14 protein-coding genes, 1 pseudogene and 1 riboswitch are annotated in these 12514 nt (G+C 69.6%); of the genes and pseudogenes, 9 read left to right on the top strand and 6 right to left on the bottom strand.

Annotated features, from left to right (window positions below; genetic code table 11):
* Positions 1–30: 30 nt before the first annotated feature.
* Both OG447_RS24130 and OG447_RS24125 read right to left on the bottom strand, forming a co-directional pair.
* A complete protein-coding gene (locus OG447_RS24130; RefSeq protein WP_266939291.1) occupies positions 31–390 on the bottom strand; it encodes a helix-turn-helix transcriptional regulator in 360 nt (119 codons plus the stop codon).
* A 185-nt stretch (positions 391–575) separates the two neighbouring features.
* Entirely contained in the window at positions 576–950 is a 375-nt protein-coding gene (locus OG447_RS24125; RefSeq protein ID WP_266939290.1) for a hypothetical protein, read from the bottom strand.
* A 437-nt stretch (positions 951–1387) separates the two neighbouring features.
* Between OG447_RS24125 and OG447_RS24120 the strand changes: the two are divergent.
* Positions 1388–1615, top strand: a pseudogene (locus OG447_RS24120) (SLC13 family permease); the annotation flags it as partial.
* Between the two features lie 174 nt (positions 1616–1789).
* The gene (locus OG447_RS24115; RefSeq protein ID WP_266939289.1) at positions 1790–3838 is read left to right on the top strand and encodes a nuclease-related domain-containing DEAD/DEAH box helicase; all 2049 of its coding nucleotides are present in this window, start codon (positions 1790–1792) and stop codon (positions 3836–3838) included.
* On the opposite strand, the gene OG447_RS24110 is transcribed toward OG447_RS24115, so the two are convergent.
* Entirely contained in the window at positions 3812–4648 is an 837-nt protein-coding gene (locus OG447_RS24110) for a helix-turn-helix transcriptional regulator (RefSeq protein ID WP_266940128.1), read from the bottom strand. The genes OG447_RS24115 and OG447_RS24110 overlap by 27 nt on opposite strands.
* Before the next feature lie 129 nt (positions 4649–4777).
* Between OG447_RS24110 and OG447_RS24105 the strand changes: the two genes are divergently transcribed.
* Positions 4778–5512, top strand: a complete 735-nt coding sequence (locus OG447_RS24105; protein WP_266939288.1) for an SDR family oxidoreductase — start codon at positions 4778–4780, stop codon at positions 5510–5512.
* The gene (locus OG447_RS24100) at positions 5509–5679 is read left to right on the top strand and encodes a hypothetical protein (RefSeq protein WP_266939287.1); all 171 of its coding nucleotides are present in this window, start codon (positions 5509–5511) and stop codon (positions 5677–5679) included. The genes OG447_RS24105 and OG447_RS24100 overlap by 4 nt, the downstream gene beginning before the upstream one ends.
* Here the strand turns inward: OG447_RS24100 and OG447_RS24095 are convergent.
* Together OG447_RS24095 and OG447_RS24090 are read right to left on the bottom strand one after the other, a co-directional pair.
* Positions 5669–6244, bottom strand: a complete 576-nt coding sequence (locus OG447_RS24095) for a putative glycolipid-binding domain-containing protein (protein ID WP_266939286.1) — start codon at positions 6242–6244, stop codon at positions 5669–5671. The two genes, OG447_RS24100 and OG447_RS24095, sit on opposite strands and share 11 nt — an antisense overlap.
* Before the next feature lie 106 nt (positions 6245–6350).
* Positions 6351–6412, bottom strand: a riboswitch (guanidine-III (ykkC-III) riboswitch).
* Between the two features lie 105 nt (positions 6413–6517).
* Positions 6518–6940, bottom strand: coding sequence for a DUF6223 family protein (locus tag OG447_RS24090; RefSeq protein ID WP_266939285.1), 423 nt, complete (start codon positions 6938–6940; stop codon positions 6518–6520).
* 215 nt (positions 6941–7155) lie between these two features.
* On the opposite strand from OG447_RS24090, the gene OG447_RS24085 reads away from it, so the two are divergent.
* Both OG447_RS24085 and OG447_RS24080 read left to right on the top strand, forming a co-directional pair.
* Entirely contained in the window at positions 7156–8283 is a 1128-nt protein-coding gene (locus tag OG447_RS24085; protein WP_266939284.1) for a sensor histidine kinase, read from the top strand.
* The gene (locus OG447_RS24080; RefSeq protein WP_266939283.1) at positions 8280–8942 is read left to right on the top strand and encodes a response regulator transcription factor; all 663 of its coding nucleotides are present in this window, start codon (positions 8280–8282) and stop codon (positions 8940–8942) included. Before OG447_RS24085 ends, OG447_RS24080 begins: the two co-directional genes overlap by 4 nt.
* Before the next feature lie 42 nt (positions 8943–8984).
* On the opposite strand, the gene OG447_RS24075 is transcribed toward OG447_RS24080, so the two are convergent.
* Positions 8985–9590 (bottom strand): DUF4352 domain-containing protein, encoded by a 606-nt coding sequence (locus OG447_RS24075; protein ID WP_266939281.1) that lies wholly within the window; start codon positions 9588–9590, stop codon positions 8985–8987.
* Between the two features lie 341 nt (positions 9591–9931).
* Here OG447_RS24075 and OG447_RS24070 point away from each other — a divergent pair, with 341 nt between their 5' ends.
* Genes OG447_RS24070 through OG447_RS24060 form a run of 3 tightly spaced genes read left to right on the top strand, consistent with a single transcriptional unit; the run spans position 9932 to position 12461 of the window.
* Positions 9932–10216, top strand: a complete 285-nt coding sequence (locus OG447_RS24070) for a polyprenyl synthetase (protein ID WP_266939279.1) — start codon at positions 9932–9934, stop codon at positions 10214–10216.
* Positions 10209–11261 carry a polyprenyl synthetase family protein gene (locus OG447_RS24065; protein ID WP_266939278.1) on the top strand — a complete coding sequence of 351 codons (1053 nt, stop codon included), beginning with the start codon at positions 10209–10211 and terminating at the stop codon, positions 11259–11261. Before OG447_RS24070 ends, OG447_RS24065 begins: the two co-directional genes overlap by 8 nt.
* Positions 11262–11297: 36 nt before the next feature.
* The gene (locus OG447_RS24060) at positions 11298–12461 is read left to right on the top strand and encodes an oxygenase MpaB family protein (RefSeq protein WP_266939277.1); all 1164 of its coding nucleotides are present in this window, start codon (positions 11298–11300) and stop codon (positions 12459–12461) included.
* The last annotated feature ends 53 nt before the right edge of the window (positions 12462–12514 follow it).

Here is a 12514-nt window from a genome sequence, read left to right as displayed (position 1 = left end):
CGCGGTCCCAGTCAACGAAGACTGGGCCCGTCATCGCGTCGGCGGACCCGTGTGTACCGGGGTGTCGGCGTGTCGAAGCTCAGCGAGCAACTCGCTCTGCCCGGCCAGTAGCTCGGTGAGGATGCGCCGTGCGGCCCGCAGGAGTTCTGCCACGTCACCACCGGCGAGGGCGTAACTGACCGTGGAACCTTCACGGATGGAGACCACGATGCCGGATCGGCGCAGTACCGCGAGCTGTTGGGAGAGGTTGGACGGTTCGATCTCGATCTCGTTCAGCAGCTCGCGTACGGGTACAGGGCCGTCCTGAAGTAGTTCCAGTACCCGGATGCGGACGGGATGCCCGAGCATGCGGAAGAACTCCGCCTTGGCCTGGTACAGCGGCACCTGCATGCGACAACACTCCCACCCGGGTTCGACCATTCAATGGGCCGTCAACCAGACCTGCTGGATCCTCGATGCACCACCATCCTCCCGGCCCCGGCCCCGGCGCGCCCCTGGGCTGATCACATTCTGATGTGATGAGTTGAAGATTTCTTCAACTTGTGGGCGCGCGGAGCCGGGGAGCAGGAAGACAGCTACAGCTCCAGATCCGCCTCGATGCGCTTGAGCTGGTGCCGGGCCATGGCCAGGTTCGACCTCTCCTTGTCCAGGACGATGTACAGGAAGAGGCCGTTCCCCCCTCGGCCCTTGAGCAACCGAATGAGGTGGTACTGACCGCCGAGGGTGATCAGCACATCCTCGATGTCGTCCTTGATGCCCAGCATCTCCATGGTGCGGGTCTTCGCCCTGATCACATCAGTGTTCCCCGCTGCGGCCACCGACAGATCGAGATCCTTGCCTCCGCCCAGCGTTCCCAGGGCCATGCCGCTCGTGTAATCGACCAGCGCGGCCCCCATGCTCCCCTCGATCGAGGTCATCGCCTCCTTCAGAGACGTCTCCACACTCACCATCAGTACTCGCTCCCTCGGCTCTCGACGGCCCCGGGCCGGCTTCGTTCCTCCGGCCGGGTGATCACCACAGACGCTACCCACGGGCCATCAGGAAGGCAGGGGCATCGGGTATTCGGCGGAAAATGATCCCTCACGCCCGATACTGCAACGTTCCTTTGCGCGACTGCTTTCCGGTTGTCGCGTTGTGGTGGTTACGGGGTGGAAGCGGTACGGGCTGTCGAGGGAAGGTCACTCCGTTCAGGGGCCGTGAAAATGGGTGCTGGCCCCGATGCGCCGGGCGGGGGCGCCAGGTGATGGTGGGGGTCCGGAGCACCTTTTGTTCGGGGAGGCCCTCGTGGAGCGCGGATGCTCGCGGCAGCACCTGTGAACGGAGCCGCGCCGATGACGACCCTGCCCCAGTCTCAGCGTCACCCCCGCATCTGCTGGGCGGGCCCGCCGTGAGCGTCACCGCGTGGCTGGCCGTGGCGGTGTTCGCGACCGTTTACGTGCTGATCGCCACGGAGAAGGTCCACCGGGTCACCGCGGCCCTGGGCGGCGCGGTCGTCATGCTGCTGATCGGCGCGACGAGCCCGGAGCACGCGTTCTTCTCCGACGTGGCCGGGATCGACTGGAACGTCATCTTCCTGCTGCTGGGCATGATGCTGATCGTCTCCGTCCTCAAGAAGCCGCTGTGGACCAGCCCTACCCGGACGAGGAGGGCTGCGCACGGCAGGTTCGGGTGGGCGCCGTCGACGCTGGCGAGATCACCGACGCCGGCCACTGCCGGTCCGGCATGCGCCCTGCCGTTCCGGTTGCGTTCCGTCCTATGATCGCTACTCCGTGTACGAGGGGGGCTTGGTATGGGGGCAGGCGGTGCAGCTTCGCAGCAGGCGCAGGACGCGCGGCGGCAGGAGCGGTTACTCCGCGAGCAGTGGCAGGCTGCTCGCCGGCAGGCCCTGCGGTGGGAAGCAGCCGGCGAGGGCGAGCAGCGGGTTCTCGCCCAGCTGTTGGTACTGACCGCGCGCGGCTGGCGGTTGCTCGTCGACCGGCAATGGTCCGGGACGCGGACCGCCAGGGCGGACATGCTCCTGGTGGGGCCCGGCGGTGTCTTCGTCATCGACGTCACAGCCGGCAGCGAGCCGAGGGACGAACACGCGGCCCAGCTGCTCGCCGCCACGAAGGCTGCCGAGAGCGCGGTGGCGTCCCTCGGATTGTCACCAGTGGCGGTCCAGCCGCTCATGGTGTTTGCCGGACAGCGTTTCGACGCAGGCCTCGGCCGGATACGGCTCCTGGGTGAGCACGAGATCGGCCCGGTGCTGCTGTCGCAGCGGCACCGGCTGCGGCTGGAGTCGGTCCGGGCGATCGCCGATCATCTCGAGCGGGTGTTCCCGGACTATGCGGGGTCGGCGGTCGACCAGCAGGTGCTGTCGGCGCCCGAGCGCCACCGACAAAGCTCCTCAGATGGGCTGTTCGACCTGGAAGGGCTGCGTGACGCGGCCTTGAAGGAGGCGATGCGGGCGCCGATCGAGCAGTGGATGACCTTCCTCCACCCCGATCAGGTAGCACTGGTGCGCCGCAACTGGTCGGGCCCGGCACGCATCAGCGGACCGGCGGGTACAGGCAAGACGGTCGTTGCCCTGCACCGTGCGGCCTACCTGGCCAGGCGGACGAACGGCCGCGTCCTGTACGTCACCTTCGCCAGCAACCTGCCCCGTGTGCAGAGCACCTTCCTCAGGACCATGGCCCCGGCCGTCGCCGACCGAGTGGACTTCCGCAGCCTCCACTCCTGGGCACAGGAGTTCTTGCAGGAGCGGGGCGTACCGGTGCGACTGCACGGAGACAAGGCCGAGACCGCCTTCAGCCTCGCCTGGAAACACGTCGGCCGCGAGAGCCGGCTGGCCGAGCTCGACCCGACCCCCACCTACTGGCACGAAGAGATCGACTACGTCATCAAGGGGCGAGGCCTCACCAGCTTCGAGGAGTACGCGACCGTCCCCAGGCGGCGGAGGAAAGCGAGCCTGCACCGTACGCACCGGCAGTCGGTGTGGGAGCTGTACGAGGCGTATGAATCGCTGCGCAGCGTGCGCGGCGTCCACGACTTCAACGACGTCCTCTCCCTCGCCCTGGCCGAAGCGTCACGCCGGCGCGAGCAGCCCCCGTACGGGGCCGTCATCGTGGACGAGGTCCAGGACCTCACACTTGTCGGCGTGCGCCTCCTGCACGCGCTCGTCGGTGACGTACCCAACGGTCTGCTGCTAGTCGGTGACGGCCAGCAGACTGTGTACCCGGGCGGCTTCCGCCTCACCGACGCGGCCATCGACATCCGCGGCGACCGCGGACAGGTGTTGCGCACCAACTACCGCAACAGCAAGCAGATCCTGGACGCGGCCCTCACCGTCGTGGCCGACGATGCCTTCGAGGATCTCGACGGCGTGCGGACCCCGGGCCGCCGCGATGTCGACCTCACGTACCACGACGGGGACGTCGTACGCGTCACCGGACCCACGGTGGACGCCCACGACAGGGAACTTCTGGACGCCCTGCGCTCCCTGTCCGATGGTGCGCTTGCCGACACCGCCCTGCTGTGCCCCTCCATGCGCGCCATCGGCCACTACCAGCGGCTGCTCACCCAGGCGGGCATCCCGGTGTGCCAGTTGGAGCACTACGACGGCCGTGCCGTCGACGCGGTGAAGCTGGGCACCTACCGCAGGGCCAAGGGCCTGGAGTTCAAGAACGTCTTCCTGCCCCAGCACGATGCGGTGCTCTCGAACGGGACGCAGTCCGACACGGCGGGCGGTACGGAGGCGTCGGCGACGGCCCGGGAGCGTGAGGAACTGATGCGCAGTCAGCTCTTCGTGGCGATGACCCGGGCTCGTGACCTGTTATGGCTCGGCAGCGTCACCAGGTAGGAGCCCCGCGGTTCGGGTGGCGATCCGGAAGAGGGCTTCGGCGGTGAGGGTGTCGGGGACGGGTTGGTAGACGATGAGTTGTTGGCCCGGGGCGGCGCGGACGTCGAAGGATTGGTAAGTCACGGTCAGGGGGCCGACCGACGGGTGGTGCAGGTGCTTGGTGTCCTGGGTTTTGCCCAGGACGTCGTGGGTGGTCCAGAGGCGGGTGAAGTCCGGGCTGTGGGCGGTCAGGGTGTGGACGAGAGACCGCAGGCGCGGGTCGTCCGGTGTGATGCCGGAGGTCTGCCGCAGGTGGGCCGCGGTGGCCCGGGCCGTGGAGGTCCAGTCGGTGTAGAAGTGCCGGCCCGCCGGGTCGAGGAAGACCATACGCGCCAGGTTGTCCGCCGGCGCGAACGGTGAATGCAGAGCCTCCGCACGGGGGTTGGCCGCCAGGATGTCCAGGGTCGCGTTGATGACGAACGCCGGGGCGTCCGAGAAGCCGTCCAGGAGTTGGCGGAGGGCCGGGCTGATCCGGTCGGTGGCCGGCCGGTCGGCCGGGGGTGTGCCGGCCAGCCGGTGCAGGTGGGCGTGGGTGTCGGGAGCCAGGCGCAGGGCCCTGCCGAGGGCGTCGAGGACTTGGGGCGAGGGATGGCGTTCGCGGCCCTGCTCCAGCCGGGCGTAGTAGTCCGCGTTCACTCCGGCCAGGTCGGCGACCTCTTCGCGGCGCAGGCCGGCGACCCTGCGTACGCCGTGACTCACCATGCCGACGTCCTGCGGCTCCAGGGCCGCCCTGCGCGCGCGGAGGAACTCTCCGAGGAGATTGCCGGTCACGGTCATGGCCACAGGCTAGGGGGTGGGGAGGTGTGCTGCCTGGGTGTGGTGCGTCCTGGTTGGCCGGCTGCCGCTTGCACAGACTCGGTCGGGCGGAGTCATCCGTTTCGAACGAGGAGTAGGGCAGGTATGAGGAACGAAGCCAAGGTCGTGGCCATTACCGGAGCCAGCAGCGGGATCGGGGAGGCGACGGCTCGGCGGCTCGCTGCCGACGGCCACCGGTTGTTCCTGGGCGCGCGGCGCACCGATCGGCTCGACGCGCTGAGCCGGGAGATCGATGAGGCAGGTGGCACCGCGGCCTTCCAGCGGCTGGATGTCACTGACGCCGCCGATGTACGGGCCTTCGTGGCCGCCGCCCGGGAGCATTACGGCCGAATGGACGTGATGGTCAACAACGCCGGGGTGATGCCCCTCTCGCCGCTGGACGCGCTGAAGGTCGACGAGTGGGACCGGATGATCGACGTGAACGTGCGGGGTGTGCTGCACGGGATCGCCGCCGCCCTGCCCGTGATGCGCGCCCAGGGCGGCGGCCACTTCGTGAACGTCGCCTCCGTCGGTGCGTACGAGGTGTCGCCCACTGCGGCTGTCTACTGCGCCACCAAGTTCGCCGTCCGAGCCATATCCGAAGGGCTGCGCCAGGAGTCGGACGGCTCCGTCCGGGTCACTCTGGTCTCTCCGGGCGTGACCGGGTCCGAGCTGGCCGACGGGATCTCCGATCCTGCCGCGAGGGAGGCCATGAAGGCCTATCGGGCCGTGGCGCTGCCGGCGTCCGCCATCGCCGAGGCCATTGCCTATGCCGTCGCCCAGCCGGCCGAGGTCGACGTCAACGAGATCGTCGTACGTCCTGCTGCGAGTGCCCGGTGACCGCCCGGATGTACGAGGAGCTGCTGCGCCGACTGCAGGTCCGGGCACCGCGGCCGGCCATCACCCGGGCCGTTCCCACCCTGCTCCCGCACCACCCGCAGCACGGCAGTGACCTCTCCGTGTGCGGCCTCCTGGACCACACCCGGACCGAGCACGTCATGCGGTGAGCGGGGCCGCCAGGGACGGGTAGTCCATGACCAGGCCGTCGTCATCGAAGCCGACGTCCGCGCGGAAGCCGCCGGACTCGTAGCGGACGCGCGCGCCGTGCCCTGCGCGCGCGAGATGCGTGTACGTCTGCCGGTTCGCGCTGACGGCGAGGTCCGGGACGGAGACCCAGGCCATCAGGAAGTGGTGCGGTCCGGTTCCGGGCCGCCGATGCAGGCCGTGGCGGAGCACGGGCATGGTGTTGGTGAGCGGGCAGAGGCCCAGGTCGCAGTCGAGCGCACCGTCGAGATCGGGGCGGTACGCGCCGTCCACGGTCCAGCGTCCGGAGTCGTTGCGCAGGTCCGACTCCCGGGTCGATGCCGCCGTCTCGACCGTGACGTGGAGGCGCGAGGTCACGTAGCCGTCGGAGGTTTCGAGCGTGTACGTCAGCCAGTACGGCTCGGGGGCCAGAGCAACAGCGCGTCCGCGCGCGGTCAGGGTGCCCCGGGCGAGGTCGACCCACGCGGTCGAGTAGCCCGAGCCGGGGAAGATTTCCCAGGTGCGCGCGAGGCGCCGGGATCCGCTCATGCCGTCACGGTATCCGCCCGCGCGCTGCCCGGGGTCCGGCTGCCGGCGGCGTGTTCACAGGTCGCGTCCGCGGCGGACAGCGGACGGCGCTGCTCGTGCAGCACCTCGCGCGTCGTCGTGCGTGACCGGGTACGGCGCATCTCGTCCGGGGCCTCGGATCCGGCCGCCGGTGCCCGACGCCGTAGCCGACCTGATCAGGCAGGCAGCCGGCGCCTGAACACACTGCGATCCGCCCCTGCGGCGCCCGCCGTCCGCAGGGCGTAACCGCGGTGGTCAGCCGGTGTGGCGGGAGCGGGACAGGGCCCGCCCGCCGAGGGCTGTGCCGATCAGTCCCAGCAGCAGGGCCACGTAGGCCCCGCCCAGTCCGTTGCCGGTGCCGAGGCCACCGTCGGCGGTGGCCGCGACCAGTCCGCCGAGGGCCGTGGCGATCAGCCCTGCCGTCATTGCCGTGATGGCTCCGAGTGACCCGTTGGCGGTGCCGAGACGACCGGTGGGGCGGGTCAGCGCCAGCAGGGCGATGACCACGGCGGCCAGGGCCAGCAGCCCGCCCGTGGTGGCCCCTAGCCGCCCGAGGCTGAAGTCGTAGACACCGGCGGCGACGGGCTCGGCCGAGGTGTGCGCTGCCGCCGGTGCGGCAAGCCCGAGACCGCCGAGCAGGGCGGCCGCGGCGGCGGCAGACAGGCGATGAACAGACATCACGGTGCTCCTTCTCTTCGCACTCTTCGCACTCTTCGCACGACTGGATCTCCTCCGAGCATGTCGGCCGGACCCACCGCCGGTCGTCCCGCAGGCGCAGGCACTTCGCGCTACCGCGGATGCGGCAGGCGTCGCGGAGGTACTGCGTGCGCGGTAGTCGGCCGCTCGTCCGCGGGCGGGATTCGCCCGCCGGGGCATCCGGCTAGGGTGCGCGCATGGGCAAAGGACGGTTCGAGGTCCCGGCTGGTGTGCGGGACTGGGTGATCGCCGTCGGCGTGGCGGCGGCGCTGCTGGTCACCGGGGTGTCGGGGCAGCACTCCGCCACGAACCTCGACCTGCTCGGCTACGTGCTGCTGGCGGCCGGAGGTCTGGCGCTGGCCGCCGGCCGACGCGCTCCGGTTCCCGTGCTGGCCGTCACCGGGCTGTGCGCGGTGGGCTACCAGGCGGTGGGTTTCGACGTGGCTGCCGTCGCGTACCTGTTCGCGGTGTACGCGGCCATGCGGGCGGGACACCGCGTCATCACGGTCGTGGTGAGCGTGGCCGTGCTGGCCGCTCTCCCTCTCGCAGCCCTTGTCTCGGGCCTGCATGACACGGGGGAGGCGTTCGCGCAGGCCCGAGGCGCCCTGGAGATCGCCTGGCTGATCGCAGCCGGCGCCGCCGGTGAGGCGCTGCGGCAGGCAGAGCGGCGGGCCGATGAAGCCGAGCGCACCCGTGAGGAGACCGCTCGGCGCCGCGCCGACGAGGAGCGGCTGCACATCGCGCGGGAGCTGCACGATTCGCTCACCCACCAGATCTCGGTCATCAAGGTGCAGTCCGAGGTTGCCGTCCATGTGGCCCGCAAGCGCGGCGAACAAGTACCGGAGGCGCTGCTGGCGATCCGGGAGGCGGGCCGTGAGGCGTCCCGCGACCTGAGGGCGACCCTGGAGGCGCTGCGCGACGACGACAAGTCCCCACCGCGCGGGCTCGACCACGTCCCCGAACTCGTCGAGCGGGCCGGCAAGAGCGGCCTGGAGGCGACGCTGACGATCGAGGGACAGCGGCACGACGTGCCGGCCGCAGTGGGCAGGACCGCCTACCGGGTCGTTCAGGAATCGCTGACCAACATCGCCCGTCACGCGGACGCCGGCAAGGCCTCGGTCCGCATCGACTACCGGCCGGACGCCCTCGCGATCCGCATCGACGACGACGGCAAGGCCACTGTGGACAGCGCGCCGGAGCCCGGTATCGGTCTCCTGGGGATGCGCGAACGCGTCACCGCCCTCGGAGGTCAACTGCGAGCAGCGCCGCGCAGCGAGGGCGGCTTCACCGTCCAGGCCGAACTCCCGCTGGAGCGAGCATCGTGATCCGTGTCCTGCTCGTCGACGACCAGCCGCTCATCCGCAGCGGTTTCCGCGCTCTCCTCGACCTCGAAGACGACATCGAGGTCGTTGCCGAGGCCGCCAACGGCAGCGAAGGCCTCGCGCTCGCCAGGGAACACCTGCCCGACATCGCACTCATCGACATCCAGATGCCGGTCCTCGACGGCATCGAGACGACCCGGCGCATCGCCGCGGACCCGGCCCTGGCCGGGGTCCACGTCGTCATCCTGACCAACTACGGCCTGGACGAATACGTCTTCAACGCGCTGCGCGCCGGCGCGGCCGGATTCCTCGTCAAGGACATCGTGCCGGAGGACTTCCTGCACGCCCTACGCGTCGCCGCGCGCGGCGACGCCCTGCTGGCACCGTCGATCACCCGCAAGCTGATCAACCGGTACGTGACCCAGCCGCTCCCCACCTCCACCGGCGCGGGGCTGGAGGAGCTGACCAGCCGCGAACGCGAGGCCGTCGTCCTGGTCGCGCAAGGCCTGTCCAACGACGAGATCGCGGGCCAGATGGTGATCAGCCCGCTGACCGCGAAAACCCACATCAACCGGGCCATGACCAAGCTCCACGCCCGCGACCGCGCCCAGCTCGTCGTCCTCGCCTACGAATCGGGCCTGGTGGTCCCGCGCAACTCCTGACCTCCCCGCGGCCGGAGGTGGAGTGCAGCAGCAGTCGAACGGTCAGGACACGTCGGCCCGGACCGGATCCCCGAGCAGTCCATCGGTGTACGTCACCGTCTTCGCCGTCCACTTGCCCTTGCCGGTGATCGTCCCGGTGACGTTCTCCCCCGGCGCGAGGTCCACCGTGTCGATCTGGCCCTCGTCTGCGGCGAGTTCCGCCGCGTGCTTGGTGCTGGACGTGTCGGTGATCGCGAAGTACAGCGGGTTCACGGAGATGGGCTTCTTCGAGTTGTTGGTGATCGTCACCGACACGCTCGTGTAGTCGCTGCCCTGCGCGATGATGCTCGGCTTGAACGCCGTTTTCTTCGCCGACACTGCGACCGCCGGCGCCTTCTTCTCGGGCGCGGCGGACGGCTGCCCGGCCTCCGGCGCCTTCTCAGAGACCGACGGCGTGGCCCGGGCGGCCGGTGGCTTCGCCGTGCCGTCGTCGCTGCTGCCGCTGAGGAGCGCACCGGCCACACCGAGGACGACGACCAGGCCGACCACGCCGAGGCAGGAGAAGCCGACGATCTTTCCTGCGCTGGACTTCTGCGGTGCGGGCGGCGGGGGCGGATACCCGTATCCGGGCGGAGGCTGCTGGCCGGGCGGCGGGAACTGCTGAGACACGGAGACTCCCAGGAGACGGGTGCGAATCCGGTCACCGTATGGGCAGTCGGGCGACAAGGTGCGGCAGTAGCGGAACCGTGACAATCGCAGATTCAACGACCGTGTCTCCGCGCACCCCCGACGCCGGTCCGACGCGGCGGCTTTCCCAAGGCTCTTGTCCGTAACAGCGATCGCCAATTGCATGTCGGGACCTTTGAAGAAGATCACTCGATGGTGCATAAGGGCTGCCCGGGCTGGTTTCGGTGGTCAGACTCGAACCGCGTTGCGCCGAAAGCCGCTACGCGCTGCTCCGCGCCAACCGGCCGGAGCCGGGGCGGGCCTTGCCGTGCAGGAGACATGCTGTGACACACCATGACGGCCGCGAGCCGACGCTGACCGAGGATGCGGTGGCACTGGTCGCCGGCCTTGCCGATCTGGCGGTCAGCGGGCTGAGCAGCGCGGTGGGCGGTGTCAGCGGCCTGCTGCGCCGCGCCGATCTCGGCGACCTTCTGGCTGACGGCCAGGAGGAGACCAAGGCGCGCGGCCGCTTGCTCCTCGACCGGCATGCGGCCCCGCCGCCGGCTCACCTGGAGGTACTGGCCCGCACCGTCACCGCCCGCACCAAGGCGGGAAGCGGCGGTGAGTGAACGGGAAGAGCAGGCCTTACTGAAGAAGCGCATCGACCAGGTCCTCAGCGAATTCGTTACCACGGAAGCAGAGGCGCTGGCGGACATCGACGCCTGTCTTGCGCCGGTCGCAGAGCAACTTCATGCCGCGACCAGGCATGGCAAGCGGCTCAGGGCGGCCTTTTGCTACTGGGGCTGGCGCGGAGTCGGCCAGCCCGACAGCGAGGCCCTGGTACGCGCCGCCAGCGCGATCGAGCTGGTCCATGCGGCCGCCGTCGTGCACGACGACCTGATCGACCACAGCCGTACCCGGCACGGCCGGCCCACCGGGCACATCGCGCTGCGTGAGGTACTCACCGATCACGCGCGGCCGAAGGCCGGCGCCCGGGCCCTGGCCATGCTGGTGGGTGATCTGCTGATGTCCATGGCCGGGCAGCTGTTCACGACCTCTGGCCTGCCCGGCGCCTTCCTGAACAGGGCCCGGCCCCTGTGGGCGGTTCTGGCCCGCGAACTGGTGGCCGGTGAGTGCCTGGAGGTGTTGCGTACCGGAGCCGAGCCGGACCCGGACGTATCGGTGAAGGTGATCCGTTACAAGACCGCCAAGTACACCGTCGAACACCCTTTGCAGATCGGCGGCCTGCTCGCCGGCGCCCCACCGCGGCTGCTTCAGGCGTACAGCCACTACGGCCTGCCGCTGGGCGAGGCATTCCAGCTGCGCGATGACCTGCTGGGTCTGTTCGGCGATCCTGAGCAGACCGGCAAGGACCCGGCCGATGACCTGGCCGGGAACCGGCCCACCGCTCTGATGGCCCATGCGCTCACATCCGCCACCGAGGCGGAACACGCCGAGCTGCACCACCTGCTCGGGCAGACGGACCTCAGCGAGCAACAGGTGGAACGGGTCCGGGAGATCGCCCACCGTACCGGGGCCGTCGCCCTCGTCGAAGACATGATCACCGCCCGGCTGCGTGAAGCACACGACGCCCTGGCCGACGCCGACCTGACCACCGAAGCACGCAGCGCACTGGCGGACTTGGCGACGTCCTCAGCCACCCGCACCCACTGACCGCCACCACCACCGCCACCCCACCGGAGCAGCACGATGACCTATACCCAAGCGTCCATGGACGCTCTGCGCACCTCAGGGGACGAACTCGCCGACGCGACCGTGGCGACATTGTTCGAGCGCGGAGAGGTCGGCAAGTTCAACGCTCTCATGCGCTACGTCTCCACCGTCGGGCAGGACATTCCCGAGGGGCTGCCGGAGGTAGCCCGCGAGTACCTCAACGAGACCAGCACGCCGCCGGCCTGGGTGGACTGGGGTGAGATGGAGAAGGCCCGGCTGTTCTTCATCGACAACAACGTGCACATCTCCACCGCGCTGTCGTTCGCCTCGATGCCCGCCTGCTACGTCCTGCCGCACGTGGCCAAGCTGCTGTCGGCCACCCACTCGCTGAAGTATCCCTCCAAGCGGATGGCCGAGACGGGCCAGTTCACCGTCTACCTCATGCAGCCGGACGCGTTCGAAGCCGGCAGCCGCTTCATCCCCGCCGCCCAGAAAGTGCGGCTGCTGCACGCCTCCATCCGCCACCACCTCAAGCGCGAGGACCGCTGGGACACCGCCGCCCTGGGCACGCCGATCTGTCAGGAGGACATGATGGGCGGGCAGATGATGTTCTCCATCCAGGTCCTCGACGCCCTGCACCGCCTTGGCATCCACATGAGCACCGAAGGCGCCGAGTCCTACTACTACGCCTGGAGGGTGGTCGGCGCCATCCTCGGCATCGACCAGGACCACGCCCCCGAGGACTTGCAGGAAGCCCGCGAGTTCTCCGACCTGTACATGACCCGACACATGGGCCCCAGCGACGAAGGCGCCCAGCTCACCCGCCAGCTCATCGACCTCTACGAGGAAGTCGTGCCCGGCACCCTCTTCGACCCGATCGTCTCCGCTCTGATCCGCTACCTGATCGGCGACACCTGCGCCGACTGGCTGCAAGTCCCGCGCACCACCTGGGACACCGTCGTCAAGGCCGCCCCCACCCTGCTGGGACTGCTGGAGTCCATCGAGGACAGCTCACCCCTGGCGGCCTGGGCCCTGGACCGGCTCGGACACCTGACCAGCATTTTCGAACTGTCTGCCCTCACCCGCGGCCGCGTCATGCACTACGCCATCCCCGAGCAGCTCAAGAACGACTTCGGAGTCAGCAGCACCATTCCGCCCAAAAGCCGCTGGACACCGCCACCGGCAACCATCAGCCAGTAGCGACAACAACCTCCAAGGGCACCGCGGCGCGGCTGGGCACCGCCCGGGGACGA

The sequence above is a fragment of the Streptomyces sp. NBC_01408 genome (genome assembly GCF_026340255.1).
In the GTDB taxonomy this organism is placed as follows: domain Bacteria; phylum Actinomycetota; class Actinomycetes; order Streptomycetales; family Streptomycetaceae; genus Streptomyces.
Note: the sequence above shows the minus strand (reverse complement) of the source record. Positions and strands in the feature narration are given on the sequence as shown.